Raw genomic sequence first — 24,542 nt, forward strand, 5'->3', positions numbered from 1 at the left:
AACCGAGACTGCTGTCATGTCCGCGCCCATCACTCTGACCCAACCCCATGGCCTCGATGCCGTCGAGCTGACCGCGCCCGACGGCGCCACTGCCACGCTGTCGCGGCACGGCGGCCACCTGCTGTCGTGGCGGCCCGCCGGGGCGCCGGAGCAGCTGTACCTGTCGCCGCGCAGCGAGTACCTGGCCGGCAAGGCCATCCGCGGCGGCGTGCCGGTGTGCTTCCCGCAGTTCGCCGAGCGCGGCCCGCTGGCCAAGCATGGCTTCGCGCGCACGCTGCCGTGGGAGCTGGCCAGCCAGGAGCAGGGCCGGGACGACGCGCTGGCCGTGCTGCGGCTGCGCGACGGCGAGGCGACGCGGGCGGCCTGGCCGCATGCCTTCGAGCTGGAGCTGAGCGTGCGCGTGGGCGGCCGCACGCTGGACATCGAGCTGGCCTGCGAGAACCTGGGCGATGCGCCGCTGCAGTTCACCGCCGCGCTGCACACCTATCTGCGCGTGGCGGACCTGGACGCGGTCAGCGTGCAGGGCCTCAGCGGCCTGCGCTATTTCGACAGCGTCAAGCAGGCCGATGCGCTGCAGCGCATGGACCTGCTGCTGACCGGCGAGAACGGCGTGCTGGACCTGGACCGCATCTACTTCGGCGTCAAGGAGCGGCCGCTGCTGGTGGCCGAGGACCGCCGCCAGCTGATCGTGCGCCAGCAGGGCTTCGACGACACGGTGGTCTGGAACCCCGGCCCCGAGCGCTGCGCCCGGCTGGCGGACATGCCGCCGGACGGCTGGTCGGAGATGCTGTGCGTGGAGGCGGCCTGCATCGGCCGGCCGGTCGAACTGCAGGCGGGCGAGGCCTGGGTGGGGCGGCAGTCGCTGGAACTTGCCTGATTGCTGCGCGGGCGCCGCCGTCAGCCGATGACGACCGGCTCGTCCGGCAGCGCATTGGGCCGCGGCGCGGCGGCGCCCGCGTCGCGCGGGAAATGCGCCGCCAGCAGCGCGTCCACCGCGGCGATGGCGTCGGCCAGGCCCTGCTCGAAGCGGCCGGCGCGGAAGGCCTCGCCCATCGCGTCGACCAGCTGCTGCCAGTGGCCGGCCGGCACGCAGCGCGCGAGCGCCCGGTCCGCGACGATCTCGATGCGGTGCTCGGCCAGCAGCAGGTAGAGCAGCACGCCGTTGTTGTGCTCCGTGTCCCAGACGCGCAGCTTGGCGAACATCGTCACCGCCCGCTCGCGCGCCGGGGCGTCGCGCCACAGGTAGCTCAGCGGCAGGCCGGCCTCGACGCAGACGCGGATCTCGCCGGTGTGGCGGGCCTCGCTGGCGGCCACGCGCTGGCCCAGCCGCGCCAGCGCGTCGGCGGGCAGGGCGCGCCGCGCGTCGGCCTCGTCCCACAGCCGGTGGCGCAGCAGGCGTTTGAATGACATCCGGGCCATCACCAGCCTCCCGACGCGCCGCCGCCGCCGAAGTCGCCGCCGCCGCCGGAGGAGAAGCCCCCGCCGCCGCCACCCCCGAAGCCGCCGCCCCCGCCGCCAAAGCCCCCGCCGCCCCAGATGATGGGCGGGACGGCCGACCCGCCCCGGCCGCGGCGCAGGCCGCCCGGCGCGGGCCGGGCCGCGCCGATGCCCAGCAGCCCGACCAGCACCAGCGCCGCGACGGCGGCGATGCCGGCCAGGGCCAGGCTGCCGCCGAAGGCCCAGCCGGCCGCGCCGGTGGCGCCCGCCGTGGCCAGGCTGCCGAGCTTGCGGCCGAGCACGGCGGTGAGCACCGTGCCGATGAGCGGCACGCCGATGAAGAACAGCAGGCCCAGGTCCTGGAGGCCGAGCTCGTCGCCCGCGGCGGCGCTGCCCCGTGGCGGCGGCGCGGGCAGGCCCTCGCCGGCGATGCGCGCCTGCAGCCGCGTGATGGCGGCCTGCAGGCCGCCGGCATAGTCGCCGCTGCGGAAGGCGGGCGCCATGGCCGTGTCGATGATCTGCCGCGCGGCCAGGTCGGGCACGGCGCCTTCGAGCGCCTTGGCCACCTCGATGCGCATCCGGCGGTCGTCCTTGGCGACGACGATGAGCAGCCCGTCGCCGACGCTGCGGCGGCCGATCTTCCACTGGTCGGCCACGCGCTGCGCGTAGGCGGCGATGTCTTCGGGCGCGGTCGTGGCGACGATCAGCACCGCGATCTGCGGGCCGGAGGCCTGCTCGTAGGCGGCCAGCCGGTCTTCCAGCGCCTGGCGCTGCGCGGCGTCGAGCGTGGCGGTCTGGTCGGTCACGCGGGCGGCCAGCGGCGGCACCGGCTGCACGCCCTGCGCGTGCGCGAGCGCCGCAGCCAGCAGCAGCAGCCAGGCGGTCAGCCAGCGCATCGCGGCGTCACTTCGAGGCGGCGGGCGCGGCGGGGCGGCCGGCGGTGTCGAAGTTGACCGTCGGCGCGGTCGTGATGGCGGCCTCGTTCTGCACCGTGAAGTTGGGCTTGACGTGGTAGCCGAACACCATCGCCGTCAGGTTGTTCGGGAAGCTGCGCGCGTGGACGTTGTACGCGGCCACCGACTGGATGTAGCGGTTGCGCGCGACGGTGATGCGGTTCTCGGTGCCTTCGAGCTGCACGCGCAGGTCCTGGAAGCCCTGGTTGGCCTTGAGCGTCGGGTAGTTCTCGGTGACCACCAGCAGCCGGGACAGCGCGCTGCCCAGTTCGCCCTGCGCGGCCTGGAACTTCTTCAGCGCCTCGGGGTCGTTGGCGAGTTCGGGCGTGGCCTGCACGCTGGTGGCGCGGGCGCGCGCCTCGACGACGCGGGTCAGCGTCTCCTGCTCGAAGTTCGCCTCGCCCTTGACGGTGTTGACGATGTTGGGGATCAGGTCGGCGCGGCGCTGGTACTGGCTGAGCACCTCGCTCCAGGCGGCGTTGACCTGTTCGTCCAGCGTCTGGAACTGGTTGTAGCCGCAGCCCGACAGGCTGGCGGCGGCGGCAACGGCAACGAGGGTTCTGTTGATCATCGGCGTCTCGGGCGGCGGTGGTTGGGGGCTGCATGGTAGGGCAGGTGCCGCCGGGCCCGCAGGGATAATTCCGGCCATGTTCGCCCCGCTGCAAAACGACACCTTCCTGCGCGCCTGCCTGCGCCAGCCGACCGACCACACGCCCGTCTGGCTGATGCGCCAGGCCGGCCGCTACCTGCCCGAGTACCGCGCCACGCGCGCCCGGGCCGGCAGCTTCATGGGCCTGGCGACGAACAAGGACTACGCCACCGAGGTGACGCTGCAGCCGCTGGCGCGCTACCCGCTGGACGCGGCCATCCTGTTCAGCGACATCCTGACCGTGCCCGACGCGATGGGCCTGGGCCTGAGCTTCCAGCAGGGCGAGGGCCCGAAGTTCGCTCACGCCGTGCGCGACGAGGCCGCCGTCGCGGCGCTGGCCGTGCCGGACCTGGACAAGCTGCGCTATGTGTTCGACGCGGTCACGTCGATCCGCCGCGCGCTCGATGGCCGCGTGCCGCTGATCGGCTTCTCCGGCAGCCCGTGGACGCTGGCCTGCTACATGGTCGAGGGCGGCGGCTCGGACGATTACCGCCTCGTCAAGAGCCTGATGTATGCCCGCCCGGACCTGATGCACCGCATCCTGGACGTGAACGCGCGTGCGGTCGCGGCCTACCTGAACGCGCAGATCGAGGCCGGCGCGCAGGCGGTGATGCTGTTCGACTCCTGGGGCGGCGTGCTGGCCGACGGCGCCTTCCAGCGGTTCAGCCTGGCCTACTCGCGCCAGGTGCTGGCGGCCGTGAAGACCGAGCACGGCGGCGTGCGCATCCCGCGCATCCTGTTCACCAAGGGTGGCGGCCTGTGGCTGGACGAGATCGCCGAGGCCGGCGCCGACGTGGTGGGCCTGGACTGGACGGTGAACCTCGCCGTCGCCCGCGCCCGCGTGGGCCAGCGCGTGGCGCTGCAGGGCAACCTCGACCCGAACGTGCTGTTCGCGCCGCCCGAGGCCATCCGCGCCGAGGTGCGCCGCGTGCTGGACGGCTTCGGCCCCGGCCCGGGCCACATCTTCAACCTGGGCCACGGCATCAGCCAGTTCACGCCGCCGGAGAGCGTCACCGCGCTGGTGGACGAGGTGCACCGCCACTCGCGCCAGCAGCGCGCGGCGGGCTGATTCCCCGGGCCCTGCCGGCTTTTGCGCCGCGACTTATCCCCAAAATTCGGGATGCGTGCGGTCCGTCCAGAACCGGGCGTTGCGCAAGCTAGCGTTTTCCCGTGCCTGTGCTAAGTGATTGATTCACAACATCCCGCGCCGCGCGCTGCGGCGCACCGCGCTGACGCGCTCCGGTGCGGTGCAGCATGGCCGTGGCGCCGGCTGCGGCAATTGCTCACAAACTTATCCACAGAAAATGTGGGCAACCCGAGAACCCTTGCGAATCATGGACTTGGCGTCGGTTCTTGAGTCTCCGCTTCACAAGGCGCGCGGAGCGGGCCATGGCTGACGCGCCCCCTGGCGAACTGGTGCGCGTCGCCGTCGACGCGCCGCAGCACAGCGGCCTCAGCGGCCCGCTTGACTATGCGAGTGAGCAGGCGCTCACCTCCGGCACGCTGGTGCGGGTGCCGCTGGGCAAGCGGGAGTTGCTGGGCGTGGTCTGGCCCGGCCTGGCCGCGCCGGCACCCGGCCTGGCACTCAAGCCGGTGGCCGCGGTGTTCGACGCGCTGCCGCCGCTGGGCGCCGACTGGTGCCGGCTGCTCGATTTCGCGGCCGGCTACTACCAGCGCAGCGTGGGCGAGCTGGCCAGCGCCGTGCTGCCGCCGCAGCTGCGCGAGCTGTCGCCCGGGCAGCTCGCGGCGCGGCTGCGCAAGCTCGCGCGCAAGCCGGCCCCGGCACCGGCGGCCGAGCCCGCCCGGCCCGCGCTGGCGCCGGAGCAGGCGGCCGCGGTGGCGCGCATCGAGGCGCAGGTCGGCGGCGGGGGCGGGCGGCCGTTGCTGCTGTTCGGCGTCACCGGCAGCGGCAAGACCGAGGTCTATCTGCGCGCTGCCGAGGCCGCGCTGGCGGCCGGCCGGCAGGTGCTGGTGCTGGTGCCCGAGATCAACCTGACGCCGCAGCTGGAGGCCCGGTTCACCGAGCGCTTCGCCGCGCTGCTGCCGCAGCCGCTGGCCATCGTGTCGCTGCACAGCGCGCTGACGCCCGCGCAGCGGCTGCAGAACTGGCTGGCCGCCCACCTCGGCCACGCGCGGCTGGTGCTGGGCACGCGGCTGGCGGTGTTCGCGTCGCTGCCCGCGCTGGGGCTGATCGTCGTCGACGAGGAGCACGACCCCTCCTACAAGCAGCAGGACGGCGCCCGCTACTCGGCGCGCGACCTGGCCGTCTGGCGCGCGCACGACCTGAAGGTGCCGGTGGTGCTGGGCTCGGCCACGCCCTCGCTGGAGAGCTGGCAGCACGCCGAGAGCGGCCGCTACGAGCGGCTGACGCTGGCCAGCCGCATCGGCGGCGGCGCGCTGCCCAAGGTCAGGCTGTTCGACATGAAGGCGCTGCCGGCCGCGCCCGGCGTCACCACCGCGCTGACCGCGCCGCTGCTGGCCGCGCTGCGCGAGCGGCTGGACCGCGGCGAGCAGAGCCTGGTGTTCCTGAACCGGCGCGGCTACGCGCCGGTGCTGCACTGCGGCGAATGCCAGTGGAAGAGCGACTGCCCGCACTGCAGCGCCTGGCGCGTGTTCCACAAGCGCGACCGCACGCTGCGCTGCCACCACTGCGGCTTCACCGAGCGCGTGCCGCGTGCGTGCCCGAACTGCGGCAACCACGACATCGCGCCCATCGGCCGCGGCACCGAGCGGCTGGAGGAGCAGCTCGCCGAGGCGCTGCCCGGCGCGCGCGTGCTGCGCATCGACGCCGACTCCACGCGCCGCAAGGGCGAGCTGGAGGCGCAGCTGCAGGCCGTGCACGACGGCGAGGTGGACATCCTCGTCGGCACGCAGATGGTGACCAAGGGGCACGACTTCCGGCGCATCCGCTTCGTCGCCGCCGTGAACCCGGACGGCGCGCTGTTCAGCAGCGACTTCCGCGCGCCGGAGCGGCTGTTCGCGCTGCTGATGCAGGCCGGCGGCCGCGCCGGGCGCGACGCGGCGGGCGAGGGCGGGAGCGAGATGTGGGTGCAGACCTGGCACCGCGACCATGCGCTCTACCAGGCGCTGGCGCGGCACGACTACGAGCGCTTCGCGGCCGACCAGCTCGCCGAGCGCCGCTCGGCCGGCCTGCCGCCGTTCTCGCACCTGGCGCTGCTGCGCGCCGAGGCGCGCACGGCGGAGGCGGCGAAGGCCTTCCTGGACGCCGCGGCCGCGCTGCTGCAGGACGCGCAGGTGCTGGTCTACCCGCCCGTGCCGCACGCGGTGGCGCGCGTGGCCGACGTGGAGCGCATGCAGATGCTGGTCGAGGCGGGGCAGCGGGCCCGGCTGCAGGCGTTCCTGCGGGCCTGGGTGCCGGCGCTGATCGCGCTGAAACGGGAACGGCCCGAGTTCCGGGCCGTTCTGCGCTGGGCCGTGGACGTGGATCCACTGGCCATCTGACCGGGGCTCAGCGGGCCCGGCGGCGGCGCAGCAGCCACAGGCTGCCCAGGCCGGCGAGGCTCAGGGCCATGCCGCTGGGTTCGGGTACCGGGCTGGTCAGGCTGACGTTGTCCAGGCCGCCGCCCAGCATGTCGCTCTTGCCGACGGCCGCGAAGCTGAGCAGGTTGGCGCCGGCGCCGGCGGTCACCGTGAAGCTGTATTGCGTCCAGCGGTTGCCGTTGTCGGCGCCCTTGGCGGTGATCGTGCTGCCGAGCTGGGTGCCGTTCCAGAACACGTCGATGCCGTTGCTGTTGGCGGGCACGTCCTGGCGCGGCGAGTACCAGAAGCTCAGGTTGTAGGTCTGGCCGTCCGTCAGGCCGTCCACGGTCTGGCCGATGGTGGTGTTGCCGTAGGAGTCCAGCTCGATGAAGTTGTGGCCGTGCTGGGCCTTGCCGGCGAGGTTGTTGCGGAGCTCGAAGCCGACGTCCTTGGGGGCGGCCAGCAGGGACCAACCGTTGATCGACGGCACGTGGAGGAATTCGCCACTCGCGACGACGTTGTCTTCGAAGCTGCCGTTGACCAGCAGGTTGGTCGAGGCCAGGGCGCCGGTACTGGCGGCGATCAGGGTGAGCAGGGCGGCGGTGCGTTTCATGGGGGCAGGGCTCCGTGGGAGGGTTGAAAAATCCGGGCGCAGGCTACAAGAGCCCGTGCGCGGGTTTTCCGTCATCCTAGGGAGAGCCCCCTCAAGCGAGGGGGCGCTGCCGCGTCAGCGGCCCGGCGTGTGCGCCAGCGCGCTGGCCAGGGCGGCGGCGCGGCGCTGCCGTTCCTGGCGGCGCAGCAGGCGGGTCAGCGGGCGGCTCACCGCCAGCGCCAGCACGCCCAGCGCGGCCAGCAGCGTGCCGGGGTCCAGCTGCGCGGCCAGCGTGTCGAAGCCGGCGTCCGCCTCCGGGGCGGCCGGCGCCCAGTTGCCGGCGGCGTTCAGCGTGGCGAGCTGGGCGGCGCCCAGTTGGCGGGCGTCGGTCATCACGGTGGCGGCTTGCGCGTCGTCTTTGCCGCCGGCCTCGCGGCTGGCACCGGCCAGGGCGGAAGAACTCAGGACAACGAAGGCAACAGCAAGGACCAGGGCTTTCATGATGCGGCTCACCGGGAAGGGAGGAAAAGGAACTGGATTCGCATTGTTCTCAGCCTAGCGCGTCAAAGCTGTGAAGACTTCACGTGCCCGGGGGGGCACCCCCGCGAATGGGCGAGTCGGCTCAGGCCGACGAGGGGTCGCCGCGCGCGGCCCGGTCCGCCACCTGGGCGGCCAGCTCGGCCCGCATGCGGCGGAGCTTCTCGCGCGGGTCTTCGCGGGCGCCGCCCTCGTGCAGCTTCATCTCGGCGAGGAAGCGGCTGGGGATGCCGACGACGGTGTCGCGCCCCTTCTTGCGGCGGCGCAGCGTGGAGACGGCCAGCGTGGTGCGCGCGCGGGTGATGCCCACGTACATCAGCCGGCGCTCTTCCTGCAGCGCCTCGGGCGTCAGCTCGGCGTCCTCGCGCTTGAAGGGCAGCAGGCCCTCGTTGACGCCGGCCAGCACCACGTGTGGCCACTCCAGGCCCTTGGACGCGTGCAGTGTGGTCAGCGTGACCTGGTCTTGCTCGTCGCCGCGCTCGGCCAGCGACAGGATGACGGAGATGGTCTGCGCCACGTCCAGCACGCTCTGCTTGGGCTCGGTGAAGCTGACGCCGCCTTCCTCGCTGTGCTGGCCGCCGCAGCGCTTGGCGATCCAGTCGATGAAGTCCAGCACATTGCCCCAGCGCGCCTGCGCGACCTTCTCGTTTTCCTCGTTGTCGAGCAGGTGGGCCTCGTAGCCGATGTCCTTCAGCCAGGCCGTCAGCAGCGCATGCGCGGCGGTGTGGCCCTCGGTGCGCCGGGCCTGGTCCTGCAGCTCGTTCACGTGGCGGCCGAACTCGTGCAGCTGCGCCAGCGCGCGCGCGCTGACGGCGGTGGCCAGGCTCTCGGAGAACAGCGCCTCGAACATGCTGCACTTCCACTGCGCCGAGAACGTGCCCAGCGCGCCCAGCGTCGCGTGGCCGATGCCGCGCTTCGGAGTCGTCACCGCGCGCAGGAAGGCGGGGTCGTCGTCGGGGTTCACCAGCAGCCGCAGCCAGGCGCACAGGTCCTTGATCTCGGCCTTGTCGAAGAAGCTCTGTCCGCCCGACACCTTGTAGGGGATCTGCGCGCGCCGCAGCGCCTGCTCGAACACGCGCGCCTGGTGGTTGGCGCGGTAGAGGATCGCGAAGTCCTTGAAGGCCGGGCCCTTGCCGTCCGCGCGCAATTGCTGGATGCGCGCGACCGCGCGCTCGGCCTCGTGCTCCTCGCCGTCGGCCTCCAGCAGCGCGATGGGCTCGCCGTCGCCGAACTCGCTCCACAGCTTCTTCTCGAACAGCTTGGGGTTGCCGGCGATCACGTGGTTGGCCGCGCGCAGGATGGCGCCGGTGGAGCGGTAGTTCTGCTCCAGCGGGATGACCTTGAGCGCGGGGAAGTCCTGCGGCAGCCGCTTCAGGTTCTCGATGGTGGCGCCGCGCCAGCCGTAGATGCTCTGGTCGTCGTCGCCGACGGCGGTGAACATGCCGCGCTCGCCGACCAGCGCCTTCAGCAGCTCGTACTGCACGGCGTTGGTGTCCTGGTACTCGTCCACCAGCACGTAGCGCAGCTTGGCCTGCCACTTCGCGCGCGCCTCGGCGTCGGTCGTCAGCAGCTTCAGCGGCAGCGTGATGAGGTCGTCGAAGTCCACCGCCTGGTAGGCCGCGAGCCGCTCCTGGTAGCGCCCCATGACGGCGGCGGCCGCGCGCTCGTCGTCGTCCTGCGCGGCTTGCGCGGCCTGCGCCGGGTCGAGACCCTGGTTCTTCCACAGCGAGATCGTCCACTGCCAGCGCCGCGCCTGGTTCGCGTCGGTCGTGCCGCCGGCGTCCTTCAGCACGTTGAGTACGTCGTCGCTGTCGAGGATGGAGAACTGCTGTTTCAGCCCCAGCCGCGGGCCTTCCTCGCGCAGCAGCCGCACGCCCAGCGAGTGGAAGGTGGAGATCGCCAGCTCGCGGGCCGCCTTCTTGCCCACCAGCTGCTGCGCCCGCTCGCGCATCTCCTGCGCGGCCTTGTTCGTGAACGTGATCGCGGCGATCTGCCCGGGCCGGTAGCCGGCCTCCAGCAGCCGCGCGATCTTGGTGGTGATGACGCGCGTCTTGCCCGAGCCCGCCCCGGCGATGACGAGGCAGGGGCCGCCGAGGTGGTGGACGGCTTCGAGCTGGGCCGGGTTCAGGCCGGCGGGTGGGGAGGGGAGGGGAGACATCAACTGACGATTGGAACAGCGCGGGCCGAGCGCAGGGCCGCTCCCAAGCCGGCCCGCACTGGCGATGTGCCTGCCGGTCGATCCGGCAGGCATCGCCGTCCCCTCGGGGGCTGAGGCTGGACACATGGCGTCCTGTGGACGGCATGTGCCTGCCGAAGGGCTGCGGCACATGCCGCAGCGCGGCCTGCAAGGCCGGCCCAGGCAGGCCTGGGACGAGGGGCCCGGGTCATGCCACCCGCGCGACGCCTTCTCCCGGTAGTGCGCGCAGGCCCAGCCCCAGCAGCAGCAGCGTGAAGAAGATGAAGCCGATGCGCGGCGCGTCCAGCAGGCTGTCGAACGCGCCGACGGCGCCGAAGCCGATCAGCGCGGCGACGAAGGCCGGCGCCAGCGGGTGGTCGCGGCCGCGGCCGAAGGCCAGCCGCACCAGCGCCAGCCCGTAGGCCGTGCCCAGCAGCGCCAGGCCCAGCAGGCCCTGCTCGAACAGCACGTGCAGCGCCGCGTTCTTGATGTGCCAGGGCAGGTGGAGGCGGTCGCTGGAGAAGAACCAGTGCGCCATCTCGCGGTTGAAGTCGCCGTTGACCAGCAGCTGGCGGCCCTGGCCGTCGCGCAGCGCGATGCGGCTGATGTCCACGCGCGCGCCGCTGGTGTCCAGCGCCATCGAGAAGGTGACGAAGCGCGACGACCCGGCGGGGCCGCCCAGCGCCGGCACCGGGCCGAGCTGGAACTGCGCGGTCTGCCAGGCGCCCGGGCCGTCCGGCGGCGGGGCGCCGTCCTCGGCGCTGTCGTCGGCGCCCGCCGCGCGCTGCGGCGCCAGGTGCGGCCGCACGCTGCTGCAGCGGTCGGCGTGCAGCAGGTGCCGCTCACAGACCTCCAGCAGGAAGTCCGCCTCGACGGCCGTGCGGCTGGTCAGCGTGACGGTCAGCGGCCCCGGCGCTGGGGCCGCGATGCGCTGGCTGACGCGGAAGCGCTCGCCGTCGCGCAGCGCATGCCGGCCGCCCGTCAGCGCCAGGTAGGCCTCGCCCTCGTCGGTGCGCAGCCGGTAGTCGCCGATGCGGGACTGCTCGGGGCCGTCGTAGAAATTGCTCGCCACGAAGCGCCCGCTGCCCTTGCCCAGCAGCCACTGCCGGCCGCCGTGCAGCAGGCCCAGGCTCTCGCGCCAGTGCACCAGGCGGGTGTGGCCGTCCTCCTTCCAGGTGGCGACGCGGTCGCGCAGGTAGGCGCCGCCGCCCAGCGCGGCGACGATGGCCATCACCAGCAGCAGCCCCGCGACCAGCAGCGCGCGCTTGCGCCAGGCGGCCGGGCCCGCGCTGCCGCCCAGCGGCCACAGGCGCGGCTCCAGCAGCAGCGCGGCCCACAGGCCGGCCAGCGCCAGGCCGGCGGCCAGCGACGACCAGCGGCCCACCGTGCCGCCCCAGTCGTCGGCCACGATCACCATCGTGCCCAGCAGCCAGAACCACGCGGTGGTGACCAGCAGCACATAGACCGGCCGCGCCTGGCCCGGCACGTCCCGCACGCGCAGCGCCACGCAGCACAGCAGCGCCACCGCGAGCAGCCCGTAGGCGGCCCTCGGCACCGCAGTGGCCAGCGCCCAGCTCGCCGCCCCCAGCAGCAGCGCCAGCACGCCGCCCATCAGCAGCGCCATGACGCGCTGCCCGAGGCCCGGCAGCCACAGGCTGGCCGGCATCGTCAGCAGCACGACCATCACGCACAGCAGCGCCAGCAGCCCCCGGTGGCCGCCGCCGCCGAACACCAGCGCGCCCGCCAGCGCGAAAGCGCCGGCCATCGCCAGCGCGCCCAGCTTGCCCAGCGGCGACAGCGGCTCGTCGACGGCGCCCAGCGCCGGGTCCAGCGGCCGCCCCGGCGCCGCGGCGCGGCGGCGCTGCGCGTCGGCCAGCAGCACCAGCGGCACCAGCGCCAGCGGCAGCGCGAGGTAGACGCCGCGCGAGAACGTCGTCAGCACCGCGTAGGCCGCCAGCAGCGCCAGCACCAGGCCGACGGCGAAGCGCCACGGCGAGCGCGTGCGCAGCAGCGCCAGCAGCGCGAACGGCAGCGTCAGCACCAGGAAGCCGTCCAGCGCGTTGCCGCCCACGTGCATCTCCCAGAACAGGGCGGTGGTGCGGTAGTCGGTGGAGAAGTCCAGCAGCGCCGCGAAGCCCGCCCGGTCCCACAGCGCGGCGGCGCTGCCGCCGGCCAGCGCGGCCACCAGGCCCAGCAGCAGCCCGCGCGAGAAGCCGCGCGGCCGGGCGGCGGCCGCGGCGATCCACAGCGGCAGCAGCGCCAGCACCAGGAACAGCGCCTTGGCGTTGCGCACCGCGTTCATCGCCTCGTGGTAGCCGTGGAACCAGCCGAACTGGAAGCCGCCGGCGTCCGCGAAGCCGCGCTTGACGCTCCACAGCGCCGACAGCGCCAGCGCCGCCAGCAGCAGCACCACGGCGGGCGAATAGACCAGCCCATGGCGCCAGGCCGGCGCGCGGTCGCGCGCGTTGAGCTGCAGCGCATAGGCCAGGTAGCCGCCGCAGCCGCAGGCGGTGACCAGCAGGTCCAGCTCCTCGAAGCTGATCCAGCCGCTCCACGGCGCCAGCCCCAGCAGCGGCAGCGGCGCGAGCACCAGGACCGGCGTCTTGACCCAGAACACCGCGCCCAGCAGCGCCATCAGCGCCCAGGCGGCCAGCGCCAGCGGGCCGGACAGCGGGTGGTGCCAGGCCAGCTCGGCGCCGACCAGGCCCAGCCCCAGGCTGGCCGCGAGCGCCAGCCCCTGCCGCGCCGTCGCGGGCCGGTGGAGCTGCAGGGTGCCCAGGCCCAGCAGGCCGGCCGGCGCCGATGGGGTGGTGCCTGCGGCGGCCATCAGCGCGGGCGCCGCGTGGCGGCCGTCAGCGAGGCGGGGCGAGGGGCGGGGTGAGGCGCAGGGGGCAGCGCAATCGGCGGGCGGGCCATGGGATCTCCGGTCGGGCGCCCATTGTTGCCGAGCGGGCGCGGCGGCACATCCCGGAAACCCCGTCCGCGGGGCCTGGCCCGCGGGCCGAGCGCCGGGCCGCCCCAAGCCGGCCCGTCCTGGCGATGTGCTGGCCGGTCGAACCGGCCAGCATCGCCGTCCCCCCGGGGGACCGGCCAAGGCATGCCTTGGCCGAGGGGCTCCCGTCAGCCGGCCGTGGCGCCCCGGCCCAGCCAGCGGCGCCACCAGGCGAGCGGCCGGGGCGGCGGGAGCCCGGCCCCGGCGTCGCGCCCGGGCGCCAGCGCCAGCCACTGGCGCAGCTCGTCGGCCAGTTCCTCGGCGCCGCGGGTGCGCAGCTCGGGCGACTCGGCCGTCGCGGAACGCAGCAGCGCGTCGAGCGGCGGGCGCTGCGCGTCGCCGAGGTCGGGCCAAGCCTCGGCGGCGCTGCCGCGGCGCGGCGCCAGGCCCCGGGGGGTGTCCTCCCAGCCGCACAGCAGGCCGCGCGCGAACACGCCCAGGCCGTAGACCTCGCTGGCCAGGCTGGGCGGTTCGCCGTGGCGGCGCTCGGGGGCGACGAAGGCGGGCGCGGCGCTCAGGCTCAGGCCGCGGTCGAAGGGGTCGGTGGGGTCGGGGATGCGCGCCAGGCCCAGGCCCATCAGCCGCACGCCGCCCTCGGGGCCCAGCCAGACCATGGCCGGGTCCAGCTCGGCCAGCAGCCAGCCCTGCTGGTGCGCCGAGCGCAGCGCCTCGCACAGCTGCACCAGCAGCTCGACGCGTGCGCGCAGGTCCAGCCCGGACAGCTGCGGCAGCAGCGGCGCGCCATGCTCGCCTTCGAGGATCAGGTAAGGGTGGGCGTCGGGCGTCACGCCGCTGTCGCTGGGCACGGCGATGTGCGGGTGCTGCAGGCGGGCGAGGTCGCCGGCCTGGTCGGCGTAGCGCAGCATCACGCCGGCGCCCAGGTCGTTGCGGTCCAGCACCAGCACGGCGGCCCGCTGCCCGGTGGCCAGCGCATGGTGGGCGCTGTACCACTGGCCGGCGTGCGCCTGCTCGCCGTCGGGCAGCGGCTTCAGCAGCCGCCACACGCCCAGCGCCTGGCCTTCGTCCAGCGCGGCGGCGGCGGCGGGCGGTGGCAGGGTGAGGTTGGGCATGCGCATGGCGCGCATATTAGGGGTGACCCCAGGGGGCGGCCACCGGCGGGCGCCACTCAAGCGGGGGTGGCGCGGATTCGCTCACGGCCCTGGCGATACTGCGGCGCCGCCATGCTCGCCGTCCTCGCCACCACCTTCCCCTTCTTCGCGCTGGTGCTGTGCGGCTGGCTGGCCATCGCGCGCGGCTGGCTGCCGGACGGCGCGATCCCGGGCCTGAACGGGTTCGTGCTGTTCTTCGCGCTGCCCTGCCTGCTGTTCCGCTTCGGGCGCGACACGCCGCTGCTGCAGCTGCTGAACCCGGCGCTGCTGGGCGTCTACGTGGCGGCCGCGCTGCTGGTCGTGGGCGTCACGCTGGCGGCCACGCGCTCCGGCGTGGGCCGCAAGGACGCCGCCTTCGGCGCGCTGGTGGCGGCCTTCCCGAACAGCGGCTTCATGGGCGTGCCGCTGATCGTGGCGCTGCTCGGGCCGGCGGCGGCGGGGGCGGTGGTGAGCACGCTGCTGGCGGACCTGTTCATCACCAGCTCGCTGTGCATCGCGCTGGCGCATGCGGGCGGCGGCGGCCGCGGCGAGCGGCAGGCGTTCGCGCAGGCGCTGAAGGCGGCGCTGGCGAACCCGCTGCCCTGGGCCATCGCGCTGGGCGCCGCGTTCGGCGCCTGCGGCCTGGCGCTGCCGGCGCCGCTGGGCCGGGCGGTGGCGATGCTGGGCGACGCGGCCTCGCCGGTGGCGCTGTTCGCGATCGGCGCGGTGCTCTGCCGCGCCGGGCGGGCCGGCCGCGCCGCGGGCCGCGCGACGCCGCCGTCGCAGTACCTGCCGGTGGCGGCCATCAAGCTGCTGCTGCACCCGGCGCTGGTGCTGGCGCTGGGCGCGGCGGTGCAGGGGCTGGGCGGCCCGCTCGGGCGCGCGCAGCTGGTGGCGCTGACGCTGGTGGCCGCGCTGCCCAGCGCCAGCAATGTGTCGCTGCTGGCCGACCGCTACGGCGCGGACAGCGGCCGCATCGCCCACATCATCCTGGCGTCCACGGCGCTGGCCTTCGTCACGTTCAGCGCGCTGGCGGCGCTGCTGACGGCCCCAGCGGCAGGCTGAGGACGACGCGCAGGCCGCCGCCGTCGCGGTTGCCGAGCGCGATGCGGCCGTCGTGCGCCTCGGCGATCTCGCGCGCCAGCGCCAGGCCGAGGCCGGTGCCGCCGGGCGCGCCGGGTTCGGCCCGCTTGGTGGAATAGAACGGCAGCAGCGCCTGCGCCAGCACCGCCTCGCTCATGCCGGGGCCGCGGTCCAGCACCTCGATGCGCAGCTCGCCGCGCGCCGCGCCGAGCCGCAGCGCCACGTCGCCGGGGGCGCTGCCGGACTCGTGCGCGTTCTTGATCAGGTTCAGCAGCGCCTGCTCGACCTGCGCGGCGTCGAACCAGCCTGGCGCGGCGGGCGGCTCGCCGTCCAGGCGGAACTCGCCCAGCGCCGCGAGGCGGCCCAGGAAGGGCGCCCAGGCCACCGCCTCGTGGCGCGGCGCCGGCAGCTTGGCGAAGCGCGCGTAGCCACTCAGGAAGCCGTGCAGGTGGGCGGCGCGCGCGGCGATGCCGGCCAGCACCTGCGGCAGCCGCTCGGTGTCGCCGCGCCGCGCCAGCTCCGCGCCGCTGTGCGCGAGCGACGAGATCGGCGCCAGCGAGTTGTTCATCTCGTGGCTGAGCACGCGGATGACGCGCTTCCACGCCGCCACCTCGGCGCGCGAGAGCTCGCGCGTCATGCGCCGCAGCAGCCGCAGCCGGTGCGGCTGGCCCTGCAGCCGGAAGGCGTGGGTGCCGTGGTGGAAGGTCTCCTCGCTGCCGTCCGCCAGCGTGACGCTGAACAGCCGGTCGGCGTCGTCCGCCAGCGCCTCGCGCAGCGGCTCGGGCAGCGGCGCGATGACGGCGGCGAAGTCCAGCCCCGCGAGGTGGCGCCCGTCGCCCAGCAGCTGCCGTGCCGCGAGGTTGGCGATGGCGACCTTGCCGCCCGGCCCGGTCAGCACCAGCGCGACCGGTGTGTTCTGCACCACCGTGTCCAGCAGCAGCTCGCGCTGGGCCAGGTGCTGGCGCTGCTCGCGCAGCGCCTGGCCCAGCTCGGCGTGCAGCCGCGTCAGCGTGGCCAGCTCGCGCGGGCCGTCGGCCGCGAGGCTGAGGCTGAAGTCGCCGTCGCGGTAGCCCAGCACGGCGCCCTCCAGCGCGCGCGTCAGGCGCCGCAGCGGCGCGAGCCAGCGCGCGGCCAGCCAGGCCAGCAGCGGCAGCGTCAGCGCGGCGGCGGCGGCCAGCGCCGGGGCGTCGCCCAGGCCCAGGCGCCGCGCGCCGGCGAAGCACAGCGGCGGCAGGCCGGCCGCCGCCGCCAGCGACAGCAGCGCCCGCGCGTGCAGCGGCAGCCGCCGGGTCAAGGCGCGATCCCGTAGCGCTCCAGCCGCCGGTACAGCGCCTGGCGCGACAGGCCCAGCTGCGCCGCCGCGCGGCTGACGATGCCGCCTGCGGCCGCCAGCGCGGCGGCCACGGCCTCGCGGCTGGGCTCGTCGAGGTTGCGCCAGGCGCCGCCGCCGCCCTGGGCGTCCTCCAGGCCCAGCAGCGCGGGCGTGATCTCGCCGCCGGCGCCCAGCAGCGCGGCGCGCTCGACGGCGTTCTTCAGCTCGCGCACATTGCCCGGCCAGCGGTGCGCCAGCAGCGCGTCGCGCGCGGCCTCGCCGAGGCGCGCGCGGCCGGCCAGGAAGTGCTCGGCCAGCGGCAGCACGTCGTCGCGGCGCTCGGCCAGCGCGGGCAGCCTCAGCTCGATCAGGTTCAGCCGGTAGAACAGGTCCTCGCGGAAGCCGCCGGCCCGCACCATCGCGCGCAGGTCGGCGTTGGTGGCGCTGAGCACGCGCACGCGGGTCTGGCGCGTCCTGCTGGAGCCCAGGCGCTCGAACTGCCCCGTCTCCAGCACGCGCAGCAGCTTGACCTGGCCGGCCAGCGGCAGGTTGCCGATCTCGTCGAGGAACAGCGTGCCGCCGTCCGCCGCCTCGAAGCGGCCCACGCGCGCCTTGGCCGCGCCGGTGTAGGCGCCGCTGTCGCTGCCGAACAGCTCGGCCTCGATCAGGTCGGCCGGCAGCGCGCCGCAGTTCAGCGCGACGAAGGGGCCGTCCCGGGCGGCGGAGTTGGCATGGACGAACGCGGCGATGCGCTCCTTGCCCGCGCCGTTGGGCCCGGTGATCAGCACCGGCACCGGCGCCGCGGCGACCTGGCCGGCCAGCTCCAGCAGGCCGGCCATCGCGTCCGAGGCGAACACGAGGCCGGCGAGGTCGTGGCGCCGCGCCAGCGCCTGGCGCCGCGCGGCCCGGGCCTCGCGCAGCGCCGCGATCTCGCGGTTGGCCTCGCCCAGCTCCAGCAGGTTCTCCACGGTGGCCAGCAGCTTGGCGTCGTCCCAGGGCTTGGCGAGGTAGTCGGCGGCGCCGGCCTTGACCAGCGCGACGGCGGTGTCCAGCCGCGTCCAGGCGGTCAGCAGGATGACCGGCAGGTCCGGCCGGCCGGCGCGGATGGCGCGGAACAGCGCCTCGCCCTCCTCGCCCGAGGTGGTGTCGGCGCTGAAGTTCATGTCCTGGATGACCAGGCCGAACGGCCGCTGCTCCAGCAGCGCCAGGCCCTCGGCCGGGCTGGCGGCCACGCAGGCCTCGATGTCGTGCAGGGACAGCAGCAGTTCCAGCGCCTGGCCCACGCCGGGGTGGTCGTCGATGATCAGGACACGTCGCATGGCGGCGGAGGATAGTAGGCTGGCGGCATGAGCGAACAGAAGATCACGCGCTACGACGGCCCGGCCGGCGGCTGGGGCGCGCTGAAGAGCGTGGCGCAGCACCTGCGCGGGCAGGGCGTCGCCGTGAAGGGCGCCAGGACGCTGCTGCACGCCAACCAGGCCGACGGCTTCGACTGTCCCGGCTGCGCCTGGCCGGACCGCGACCACCGTTCCACCTTCGAGTTCTGCGAGAACGGCGCCAAGGCCGTGGCCGCCGAGGCGACCGCGCGGCGGGCGACGCCGGAGCTGATCGGCGCGAAGACGCTCGCCGAATGGGCCGAGGCCTCCGACCACGCGCTGGAGGCCACCGGCCGCCTGACCGAGCCGCTGGCCTACGACGCCCGGCAGGACCGCTACGTCCGCACCTCCTGGGACGCCGCGTTCGCGCTGATCGCCCGCGAGCTGCAGGCGCTGCCGGACCCGAACCAGGCGCTGTTCTACACCTCCGGCCGCACCAGCAACGAGGCCGCCTTCCTGTACCAGCTGTTCGTGCGCGAGTACGGCACCAACAACTTCCCCGACTGCTCCAACATGTGCCACGAGCCCAGCGGCGCGGCCATGAAGCCGACGCTGGGCGTGGGCAAGGGCACGGTGACGCTGGCGGACTTCGGGCAGGCCGACTGCATCCTCGTGTTCGGCCAGAACCCGGGCACCAACCACCCGCGCATGCTGGGCGAGCTGCGCGCGGCCCGCAAGCGCGGCGCCCGCATCCTCAGCTTCAACCCGCTGCGTGAGCGCGGCCTGGAGCGCTTCGCCGACCCGCAGGACGCGCTGGAGATGGCGGCGCGGGGCGACGCGCCGATCAGCAGCCACTACTTCCAGCTCCAGGTCGGCGGCGACTTCGCGCTGCTCAAGGGCATGTGCAAGCGCCTGGTCGAGCGCGGCGCGCTGGACCGCGGCTTCATCGCCCGGCACACGCAGGGCTTCGACGCCTTCGCGGCCGACCTGCGCGCGCAGCCCTGGGCACCGCTGGTGCAGGCCAGCGGCCTCGCGCGCGAGCAGATCGAGCAGGCCGCCGACCTCTACGCGGCCAGCGAGCGCGCGATCGCCTGCTGGGGCATGGGCATCACGCAGCACCGGCACTCGGTGGCGACCATCCAGATGATCGTCAACCTGCTGCTGCTGCGCGGCAACCTCGGGCGGCCCGGCGCCGGCGCCTGCCCGGTGCGCGGCCACAGCAATGTGCAGGGCGACCGCACCATGGGCATCCACGAGAAGCCCGCGCCGGCCTTCCTCGACAAGCTCGGCGAGGTCTTCGGCTTCGAGCCGCCGCGCGCGCAGGGCCACGACACGGTGGGCGCCATCCAGGCCATGCTGGACGGCCGCGGCAAGGTCTTCATCGCGATGGGCGGCAACTTCGCCGCGGCGACGCCCGACACGGCCGCCACCTGGCGCGCGCTGCGCCGCTGCGAGCTGACCGTGCACATCACCACCAAGTTCAACCGCAGCCACGTCGTGCATGGCAAGAAGGCGCTGGTGCTGCCGGTGCTGGGCCGCACCGAGATCGACGTGCAGGCCACGGGGCCGCAGGGCGTCACGGTGGAAGACTCGATGAGCATGGTGCACCTGTCCTCCGGTATGAATGCGCCGGCGTCCGAGCATCTGCTGTCCGAGCCCATGCTCGTCGCGCGCCTGGCCGCCGCCACGCTGAAGCACAGCCGTACACCGTGGCTGGCGCTGGCTGGCGACTACGCCCGCATCCGCGACAAGATCGAAGCCGTGCTGCCCGACTTCGCCGGCTTCAACGAGAAGATCAAGCAGCCCGGCGGCTTCCGCCTGCGCAACACGGCGAGCGAGCGCGTCTGGGCCACGGCCAGCGGCAAGGCGCAGTTCAGCACGCATGCGATGCCGACCGACCTGGCCGTGCAGCGCATCGCCGAGCGCCAGCGCGACACCCGCGTCTTCACGCTGACGACGCTGCGCTCGCACGACCAGTACAACACCACCATCTACGGTCTGGACGACCGCTACCGCGGCGTCTACGGCCACCGCCGCGTCGTCTTCATCCATGCCGACGACCTCAAGGACATCGGCATGCAGGCCGGCGACTGGGTGGACATCACCAGTCTCTACGTCGCCGAGGACAGTGCCGAGGTGCAGCAGCGCCGCGCCGAGCGCTTCCTGCTGGTGGCCTACGACATCCCGCGCGGCTGCCTGGCGAGCTACTACCCCGAGACCAACCCGCTCGTGCCGCTGGAGAGCTTCTCCCTCGTCGCGCGCACGCCAACGTCCAAGTCCATCCCCGTCATGCTGAGCCGGCATGGCTGAGGACAGGCTGCTGCGCCTGCTGTTGGCGCTGGACGACGGCGAGGGCGTGGCCCTGGCGCGCCTGGCCAAGCGGCTGGACGAGCGCGTCAGCGTGCTGCTGCGCGAGGGCACGGCGCTGGGCGATGCCGCCATCGCCGGCACGCGCGGCCCCGGCTGGGTGCGGCTGGCCTGCGACGATGCCGGCCGCTGGACCGCCCACCTCACCCCCGCCGGCCGCGAGGCCGCCCGCCAACTGCCGCCTCCACCGCCATGAAGCTCCTCGGCCGCCTCACCTCCATCAACGTGCGCAAGGTCATGTGGACCGCCGCGCAGCTCGACCTCGCGCTGGAACGCGAGGACTGGGGCGCCGGCTTCCGGTCGCCGCAGGAGCCCGGCTATCTGGCGATGAATCCCAACGGGCTGATCCCTGTGCTCGTCGATGGCGACTTCACGCTGTGGGAGAGCAACAGCATCTGCCGCTACCTCGCCACCCAGGCAGGCGCGGCCACGCTGCTGCCCACCGAGGCGCGGGCGCGTGCACGCGTCGAGCAATGGATGGACTGGCAGGCCGGCGAGCTGAACAACGCCTGGCGCACCGCCTTCATGGCGCTGGTGCGCGGCCAGCCCGCCACGCCGGAGGCCGTTCAAGCCAGCGTCGACAGCTGGAACCGCCACATGGGCATGCTGGACCAGCAGCTCGCCGCGACCGGCGCCTTCGTCACGGGGCCGGACTTCACCCTCGCCGACGTCGTGCTGGGCCTGTCCGCCCAGCGCTGGAAGAACGCGCCCATCGCGCGTGCCGAGCTGCCGGCCGTGGAGGCCTGGCTGCAACGGCTGAGCACGCGGCCCGGGTTTGTGGACTACGTGGGCAACGGGATGCCCTGAAGCTTCGATGTGGGGGCGGCGGTCACGGCCTGGCCCCCTGCACCCGTTCCAGAATCTTCAGCATGGCCGGCTTCGCCGCCTCCAACTGCCCGGGCGTGGGCGGGGTCTTGAAGCGGATGGTGCCCTGGTCCACCAGGGCCTTGGCCATGGGCTGGGCCTCGGGGTGGCCGGGCAGGCTGACGTAGGCGCCGAGGCAGGCCAGCTTCTCGGCGTCGCTCAGCCCCCAGTCCTCGTGGGCGATCAGCGCGCCGAGCAGGCTCTGCGCATGGCCGGCCTGGGCATCGCGGCGCATCTCGTCGGCGACTTCCTGGCGCTGCGCCGGTGCGAGGCCGCCTCGGGCACGCCGGCCCGCATGGCGCGTGCGGCCAGTTCGGGCAGCAGCGCGCGGTGCCGGGCCGTGACGGTCTGGCAGCGGCGGGCCTCGGCATCGGCCTCCACCATCAGCTGGGTCATCATGTCGGGCGACACGCCCTGGCCGCGCAGCGTCTCGAAGCTGGTGCGCCGTGCGTCGGTGGCCGTGCAGCCGCGCAGCTACTGCACGGCCTCCCAGGCCGCCGCCGCTGCTGGCGCCTGCGCCGCCCCTTGCGACGGCTCCTGCGACATGAAAAACCATCCGCCCGCCACGGCGCCGGCGGCAAGGAGGATCAGCGTCCGGTGGGTGGCGGCCATGGGTTCGCGGGCAGGGCTTGTTGCGACGGTGCGCAGCCTAGCGCAGCGAGCGGGCTGCGCAGCCCGCCGTTTCGCGCGGCCGGGGCCGCGATCAGCCCAGCCGCACGGGCACGAAGATCTGCTGCCCGTCGCGGGCCACGAGCAATGCCACCGAGTTCGGCTTGCCCTTCATCGCGGCGCGCACCTCGTCCACGCTCTGCACCGGCTTGCCGTTCAGCGCCAGCAGCACGTCGCCGGGCTGCACGCCGGCCAGCTGGGCCGGGCCGGCCACGCCTTCGACGAGCAGGCCGTGGTCCAGGCCGGCGCCGCGCAGCTCCTGGCGCTCCAGCGGCCGCAGCGCCAGGCCCAGCTGGCCGCCCTCGGGCGCGGCGCTGGCCTGCGGGGCGTCCTTGTCGGCGCGGCCCAGGCTGACGGTCTCGCTGTGGTGCGCCTTGTCGCGCCACAGCGCCAGCTTGATCTTGTCGCCCGGCCGCGCCAGGCCCACGCGGCTGGACACGTCGCCCGCCACGCGCACCGGCTCGCCGTCCAGCGCGGTGATGACGTCGCCCGCCTTCAGCCCGGCCTTGGCCGCGGCGCTGCCGGGCTGCACGCTGGACACCAGCGCGCCGTCCGGCGCGTCCAGCCCGAAGGACGCGGCCAGCGGCGCGGACAGGTCCTGCAGCGTGACGCCCAGCCGCGCGTGCTCGACCTTGCCGTGCGCGACGATCTGGTCCTTCACGCGCAGCGCCACGTCCACCGGGATCGCGAAGGCCAGGCCCTGGAAGCCGCCGCTCTGCGAGTAGATCTGCGCGTTCACGCCGACGACGCGGCCCGAGGCGTCGAACAGCGGGCCGCCGGAGTTGCCGGGGTTCACGGCCGCGTCGGTCTGGATGAAGGGCACCACGCTGTCGCCCGGCAGCGAGCGGCCCTTGGCGCTGACGATGCCCTGCGTGGCCGTCTGCTCGAAGCCGTAGGGCGCGCCGATGGCGAGCACCCAGTCGCCCACCTGCACCTGCCGCGCGTCGCCCAGCTGCACGGCGGGCAGGCCCTTGGCGTCCACCTTCAGCACGGCGATGTCGGTGGCCGGGTCGCTGCCCAGCACCTGGGCGGCGAACTCGCGGCGGTCGCTGAGCTTGACGGTGACCTGCTTGGCCTCGCGCACCACGTGGGCGTTGGTCAGCACCAGCCCGTCGGCGCTGATGATGAAGCCCGAGCCCTGGCCGCGGAAGGGCTGGGCGCCGGGGTTGATCTGCTGCGGCAGGCGCAGCCCGGGGATGCCGCGGAAGAAGCGGAAGAAGGGGTCGTCCCCGGCGTCCTGGCCCGGCTGCAGGGCGGCGGGGCCGTCTACCTGGTGCAGCCCGGCCACCGTGATGCCGACGACGGCGGGCCCCTGCGCCTGCACGATGGCGCGGTAGTTGGGCAGTTGCGCGGGGGGCAGCGCCGCAGCGGGCGCGGTGGGCGGCGTGGATGAGGCCGCCGGGGTGGCGCCGGTGCCGGCCTTGTCCTGCAGCCAGCCGGGCGCCGGCCAGCCGATGGCGGTGGTGGTGACGGTCACGCCCGCGGCCAGCAGCGCGGCGGCGGCGGCAGTCAGGGTGATCTTGGCGGTCTGGGTCATCGAAGGCTCCTCATGCGGGCTGCGGCGCAGCCGGTGCGGGCCACTCTAGGCAGCGCGGGTGAGGGGCCGATGAGGCGAAGGTGAGGCGAAAGTTAGGCCGCCGCGCCGGCCGGCCAGGCGATCTCGGCGCGCAGGCCGCCGAGCGGCGCCGTCGCCAGCCGTACCGCCGCGCCCTGCTGGCGCGCGGCCGCCTGCACGATGGCCAGGCCCAGGCCGCTGCCGGACACGCCGGCGTCCTCGCCGCGCTGGAAGCGGTCGAACGCGCGCTCGCGCTGGCCGGGCGGGATGCCCGGGCCGTCGTCGTCCACGCGCAGCAGCGGCGCGCCGCCGTCGCGCAGCGCGCTGACCTGCACCGTGCGCGCGCCGTACTTGACCGCGTTGTCGACCAGGTTGCGCAGCGCGCCGCGCAGCGCCTGCGCATCGCCGCTGAGCGGCAGCGGGCCGGGGGCGTCCAGCGCCAGCGCGACGCCGGCCTGGTCGGCCAGGGGCTGCACGTCGGCCACCGCCTGGCGGGCCAGCTCGGCCAGGTCCAGCGGCTGCGCGGCCGCGGCGGCGCCGGGCTCGGCGCGGGCCAGCGCCAGCAGCTGCTCGACGAGGTGGGCCGCGCGGTCGATGCCGCCGCGCAGGCGGGCGACGGCCTCGTCCTGCTGCGCGCCCGGCGTGGCGCCGTGCAGCAGGCCCAGCTGCAGCTTCAGCGCGGTGAGCGGGGTGCGCAGCTCGTGGGCGGCGTCGGCGACGAAGCTGCGCTGCGCGTCCAGGGCCTCGTCCAGCCGTGCCAGCAGGCCGTTGAAGGCGTCCACCAGCGGCGCCACCTCGCCGGGCAGCCCGGCGGTGGGCAGCGCGTCCCGCGCGCCGGCGCCGCGCGCCCGGGCCGCCTGCGTCACGCGCGCCAGCGGCGCCAGCGACACGCCGAGCAGCCACCACAGCGCCGCGGCCACCAGCGGCAGCGCCACCGCCACCGGCACCACGCTGCGCAGCGCCGCCAGCGCGGCGAGCTTCTGCCGCACGGCCAGCGGCTGTGCCACCTGCACCACGCGCTGCGGCGTGGCGGCGCTGAACACGCGCCAGTCCTGCCCGCCCAGGCGCAGGTGCGAGAAGCCCAGCACCGCGCGCGGCGGCAGCGGCTCGGTCATGCCCTGCGGCCGGCTGGTGTACAGCTCCAGCCCCTGCACGGACCAGATCTGCACGACGTAGTCGAACCCCGGGTCCGCCAGCGCGGCGGCCTCGTTGGGCGCGACGCGGCCCTGGTCGCGCAGCGACAGCGCGGTCTGGCGCAGCTGGTAGTCGAACAGCACGTCGGCCTCGGCGCGCACGCTGTAGTAGGTGGCGCCGCCCACGGCCAGCGCCGTCACGCCGCCCAGCGCCGCGAGCAGCGCGAACAGCCGCCCGCGCAACGTGGAGAGCGCCCGCCTAGCCATGGTGCGGCGCGTGCGGGCCGAGCGCCGGGCCGCTCCCAAGCCGGCCCGCAGACGATGTGCGAGCGGGGCAAG

Annotated in this window: 22 protein-coding genes; 7 read left to right on the forward strand and 15 right to left on the reverse strand. The window is 74.7% G+C overall.

Annotation, left to right across the window (positions count from 1 at the left end; all coding sequences use genetic code 11):
• Window positions 1–16: 16 nt before the first annotated feature.
• Window positions 17–877: a D-hexose-6-phosphate mutarotase gene (locus tag QM788_RS08330; RefSeq protein WP_415661017.1), complete on the forward strand. Its 861-nt coding sequence runs from the start codon at window positions 17–19 to the stop codon at window positions 875–877.
• A 20-nt stretch (window positions 878–897) separates the two neighbouring features.
• On the opposite strand, the gene QM788_RS08335 is transcribed toward QM788_RS08330, so the two are convergent.
• Genes QM788_RS08335 through QM788_RS08345 form a run of 3 tightly spaced genes read right to left on the reverse strand, consistent with a single transcriptional unit; the run spans window position 898 to window position 2,961 of the window.
• Entirely contained in the window at window positions 898–1,419 is a 522-nt protein-coding gene (locus QM788_RS08335; protein WP_415661018.1) for a TPM domain-containing protein, read from the reverse strand.
• Window positions 1,419–2,333, reverse strand: coding sequence for a TPM domain-containing protein (locus QM788_RS08340; protein WP_415661019.1), 915 nt, complete (start codon window positions 2,331–2,333; stop codon window positions 1,419–1,421). Before QM788_RS08340 ends, QM788_RS08335 begins: the two co-directional genes overlap by 1 nt.
• A gap of 7 nt (window positions 2,334–2,340) precedes the next feature.
• Window positions 2,341–2,961, reverse strand: a complete 621-nt coding sequence (locus tag QM788_RS08345; RefSeq protein ID WP_415661020.1) for a LemA family protein — start codon at window positions 2,959–2,961, stop codon at window positions 2,341–2,343.
• 76 nt (window positions 2,962–3,037) lie between these two features.
• Between QM788_RS08345 and hemE the strand changes: the two genes are divergently transcribed.
• Entirely contained in the window at window positions 3,038–4,108 is a 1,071-nt protein-coding gene (hemE, locus tag QM788_RS08350; protein ID WP_415661021.1) for a uroporphyrinogen decarboxylase, read from the forward strand.
• Window positions 4,109–4,428: 320 nt separating this feature from the next.
• Window positions 4,429–6,501 (forward strand): primosomal protein N', encoded by a 2,073-nt coding sequence (locus tag QM788_RS08355; RefSeq protein ID WP_415661022.1) that lies wholly within the window; start codon window positions 4,429–4,431, stop codon window positions 6,499–6,501.
• A 7-nt stretch (window positions 6,502–6,508) separates the two neighbouring features.
• On the opposite strand, the gene QM788_RS08360 is transcribed toward QM788_RS08355, so the two are convergent.
• The 5 genes from QM788_RS08360 to QM788_RS08380 all read right to left on the reverse strand — a co-directional run bounded on the left by QM788_RS08360 (window position 6,509) and on the right by QM788_RS08380 (window position 13,892).
• The gene (locus QM788_RS08360; protein ID WP_415661023.1) at window positions 6,509–7,132 is read right to left on the reverse strand and encodes a PEP-CTERM sorting domain-containing protein; all 624 of its coding nucleotides are present in this window, start codon (window positions 7,130–7,132) and stop codon (window positions 6,509–6,511) included.
• A 114-nt stretch (window positions 7,133–7,246) separates the two neighbouring features.
• A complete protein-coding gene (locus QM788_RS08365) occupies window positions 7,247–7,612 on the reverse strand; it encodes a hypothetical protein (RefSeq protein ID WP_415661024.1) in 366 nt (121 codons plus the stop codon).
• A gap of 121 nt (window positions 7,613–7,733) precedes the next feature.
• Window positions 7,734–9,806 (reverse strand): ATP-dependent helicase, encoded by a 2,073-nt coding sequence (locus QM788_RS08370; protein WP_415661025.1) that lies wholly within the window; start codon window positions 9,804–9,806, stop codon window positions 7,734–7,736.
• 226 nt (window positions 9,807–10,032) lie between these two features.
• Window positions 10,033–12,651 (reverse strand): hypothetical protein, encoded by a 2,619-nt coding sequence (locus tag QM788_RS08375; RefSeq protein WP_415661026.1) that lies wholly within the window; start codon window positions 12,649–12,651, stop codon window positions 10,033–10,035.
• A 293-nt stretch (window positions 12,652–12,944) separates the two neighbouring features.
• Window positions 12,945–13,892, reverse strand: coding sequence for a hypothetical protein (locus QM788_RS08380; protein ID WP_415661027.1), 948 nt, complete (start codon window positions 13,890–13,892; stop codon window positions 12,945–12,947).
• A 105-nt stretch (window positions 13,893–13,997) separates the two neighbouring features.
• Here QM788_RS08380 and QM788_RS08385 point away from each other — a divergent pair, with 105 nt between their 5' ends.
• Window positions 13,998–14,969, forward strand: coding sequence for an AEC family transporter (locus QM788_RS08385; protein ID WP_415661028.1), 972 nt, complete (start codon window positions 13,998–14,000; stop codon window positions 14,967–14,969).
• Here the strand turns inward: QM788_RS08385 and QM788_RS08390 are convergent.
• Window positions 14,926–16,281, reverse strand: coding sequence for a sensor histidine kinase (locus QM788_RS08390; RefSeq protein WP_415661029.1), 1,356 nt, complete (start codon window positions 16,279–16,281; stop codon window positions 14,926–14,928). The genes QM788_RS08385 and QM788_RS08390 overlap by 44 nt on opposite strands.
• A complete protein-coding gene (locus QM788_RS08395; RefSeq protein WP_415661030.1) occupies window positions 16,278–17,618 on the reverse strand; it encodes a sigma-54-dependent transcriptional regulator in 1,341 nt (446 codons plus the stop codon). The genes QM788_RS08390 and QM788_RS08395 overlap by 4 nt, the downstream gene beginning before the upstream one ends.
• Window positions 17,619–17,645: 27 nt before the next feature.
• On the opposite strand from QM788_RS08395, the gene QM788_RS08400 reads away from it, so the two are divergent.
• Genes QM788_RS08400 through QM788_RS08410 form a run of 3 tightly spaced genes read left to right on the forward strand, consistent with a single transcriptional unit; the run spans window position 17,646 to window position 20,789 of the window.
• Window positions 17,646–19,925, forward strand: coding sequence for an FdhF/YdeP family oxidoreductase (locus QM788_RS08400; protein WP_415661031.1), 2,280 nt, complete (start codon window positions 17,646–17,648; stop codon window positions 19,923–19,925).
• A complete protein-coding gene (locus QM788_RS08405; RefSeq protein ID WP_415661032.1) occupies window positions 19,918–20,178 on the forward strand; it encodes a hypothetical protein in 261 nt (86 codons plus the stop codon). Before QM788_RS08400 ends, QM788_RS08405 begins: the two co-directional genes overlap by 8 nt.
• A complete protein-coding gene (locus QM788_RS08410) occupies window positions 20,175–20,789 on the forward strand; it encodes a glutathione S-transferase family protein (protein ID WP_415661033.1) in 615 nt (204 codons plus the stop codon). Before QM788_RS08405 ends, QM788_RS08410 begins: the two co-directional genes overlap by 4 nt.
• Before the next feature lie 22 nt (window positions 20,790–20,811).
• On the opposite strand, the gene QM788_RS08415 is transcribed toward QM788_RS08410, so the two are convergent.
• The 5 genes from QM788_RS08415 to QM788_RS08435 all read right to left on the reverse strand — a co-directional run bounded on the left by QM788_RS08415 (window position 20,812) and on the right by QM788_RS08435 (window position 24,470).
• Window positions 20,812–21,081 (reverse strand): hypothetical protein, encoded by a 270-nt coding sequence (locus QM788_RS08415; protein ID WP_415661034.1) that lies wholly within the window; start codon window positions 21,079–21,081, stop codon window positions 20,812–20,814.
• A complete protein-coding gene (locus QM788_RS08420; protein WP_415661035.1) occupies window positions 21,030–21,245 on the reverse strand; it encodes a hypothetical protein in 216 nt (71 codons plus the stop codon). The genes QM788_RS08415 and QM788_RS08420 overlap by 52 nt, the downstream gene beginning before the upstream one ends.
• A 75-nt stretch (window positions 21,246–21,320) precedes the next feature.
• Entirely contained in the window at window positions 21,321–21,458 is a 138-nt protein-coding gene (locus QM788_RS08425; RefSeq protein ID WP_415661036.1) for a hypothetical protein, read from the reverse strand.
• Between the two features lie 91 nt (window positions 21,459–21,549).
• On the reverse strand, window positions 21,550–23,052 hold the full coding sequence (locus tag QM788_RS08430) for a Do family serine endopeptidase (protein ID WP_415661037.1): 1,503 nt from the start codon (window positions 23,050–23,052) through the stop codon (window positions 21,550–21,552).
• Window positions 23,053–23,144: 92 nt separating this feature from the next.
• On the reverse strand, window positions 23,145–24,470 hold the full coding sequence (locus QM788_RS08435; RefSeq protein ID WP_415661038.1) for an ATP-binding protein: 1,326 nt from the start codon (window positions 24,468–24,470) through the stop codon (window positions 23,145–23,147).
• Window positions 24,471–24,542 lie beyond the last annotated feature (72 nt).

This window comes from Roseateles sp. (genome assembly GCF_047654785.1).
In the GTDB taxonomy this organism is placed as follows: domain Bacteria; phylum Pseudomonadota; class Gammaproteobacteria; order Burkholderiales; family Burkholderiaceae_C; genus Pelomonas.

What these genes read in the sequence shown, in the direction of transcription:
- QM788_RS08385 (WP_415661028.1), top strand. Translation starts at nt 13,998, where the DNA reads ATGCTCGCCGTCCTCGCCACCACCTTCCCCTTCTTCGCGCTGGTGCTG.
- hemE (WP_415661021.1), top strand. Translation starts at nt 3,038, where the DNA reads ATGTTCGCCCCGCTGCAAAACGACACCTTCCTGCGCGCCTGCCTGCGC.
- QM788_RS08420 (WP_415661035.1), bottom strand. Translation starts at nt 21,245, where the DNA reads ATGATGACCCAGCTGATGGTGGAGGCCGATGCCGAGGCCCGCCGCTGC.
- QM788_RS08335 (WP_415661018.1), bottom strand. Translation starts at nt 1,419, where the DNA reads ATGGCCCGGATGTCATTCAAACGCCTGCTGCGCCACCGGCTGTGGGAC.
- QM788_RS08395 (WP_415661030.1), bottom strand. Translation starts at nt 17,618, where the DNA reads ATGCGACGTGTCCTGATCATCGACGACCACCCCGGCGTGGGCCAGGCG.
- QM788_RS08410 (WP_415661033.1), top strand. Translation starts at nt 20,175, where the DNA reads ATGAAGCTCCTCGGCCGCCTCACCTCCATCAACGTGCGCAAGGTCATG.
- QM788_RS08415 (WP_415661034.1), bottom strand. Translation starts at nt 21,081, where the DNA reads ATGCGCCGCGATGCCCAGGCCGGCCATGCGCAGAGCCTGCTCGGCGCG.
- QM788_RS08360 (WP_415661023.1), bottom strand. Translation starts at nt 7,132, where the DNA reads ATGAAACGCACCGCCGCCCTGCTCACCCTGATCGCCGCCAGTACCGGC.
- QM788_RS08345 (WP_415661020.1), bottom strand. Translation starts at nt 2,961, where the DNA reads ATGATCAACAGAACCCTCGTTGCCGTTGCCGCCGCCGCCAGCCTGTCG.
- QM788_RS08355 (WP_415661022.1), top strand. Translation starts at nt 4,429, where the DNA reads ATGGCTGACGCGCCCCCTGGCGAACTGGTGCGCGTCGCCGTCGACGCG.
- QM788_RS08340 (WP_415661019.1), bottom strand. Translation starts at nt 2,333, where the DNA reads ATGCGCTGGCTGACCGCCTGGCTGCTGCTGCTGGCTGCGGCGCTCGCG.
- QM788_RS08400 (WP_415661031.1), top strand. Translation starts at nt 17,646, where the DNA reads ATGAGCGAACAGAAGATCACGCGCTACGACGGCCCGGCCGGCGGCTGG.
- QM788_RS08405 (WP_415661032.1), top strand. Translation starts at nt 19,918, where the DNA reads ATGGCTGAGGACAGGCTGCTGCGCCTGCTGTTGGCGCTGGACGACGGC.
- QM788_RS08365 (WP_415661024.1), bottom strand. Translation starts at nt 7,612, where the DNA reads ATGAAAGCCCTGGTCCTTGCTGTTGCCTTCGTTGTCCTGAGTTCTTCC.
- QM788_RS08330 (WP_415661017.1), top strand. Translation starts at nt 17, where the DNA reads ATGTCCGCGCCCATCACTCTGACCCAACCCCATGGCCTCGATGCCGTC.
- QM788_RS08435 (WP_415661038.1), bottom strand. Translation starts at nt 24,470, where the DNA reads ATGGCTAGGCGGGCGCTCTCCACGTTGCGCGGGCGGCTGTTCGCGCTG.
- QM788_RS08430 (WP_415661037.1), bottom strand. Translation starts at nt 23,052, where the DNA reads ATGACCCAGACCGCCAAGATCACCCTGACTGCCGCCGCCGCCGCGCTG.
- QM788_RS08375 (WP_415661026.1), bottom strand. Translation starts at nt 12,651, where the DNA reads ATGGCCGCCGCAGGCACCACCCCATCGGCGCCGGCCGGCCTGCTGGGC.
- QM788_RS08425 (WP_415661036.1), bottom strand. Translation starts at nt 21,458, where the DNA reads ATGGCCGCCACCCACCGGACGCTGATCCTCCTTGCCGCCGGCGCCGTG.
- QM788_RS08380 (WP_415661027.1), bottom strand. Translation starts at nt 13,892, where the DNA reads ATGCGCATGCCCAACCTCACCCTGCCACCGCCCGCCGCCGCCGCCGCG.
- QM788_RS08370 (WP_415661025.1), bottom strand. Translation starts at nt 9,806, where the DNA reads ATGTCTCCCCTCCCCTCCCCACCCGCCGGCCTGAACCCGGCCCAGCTC.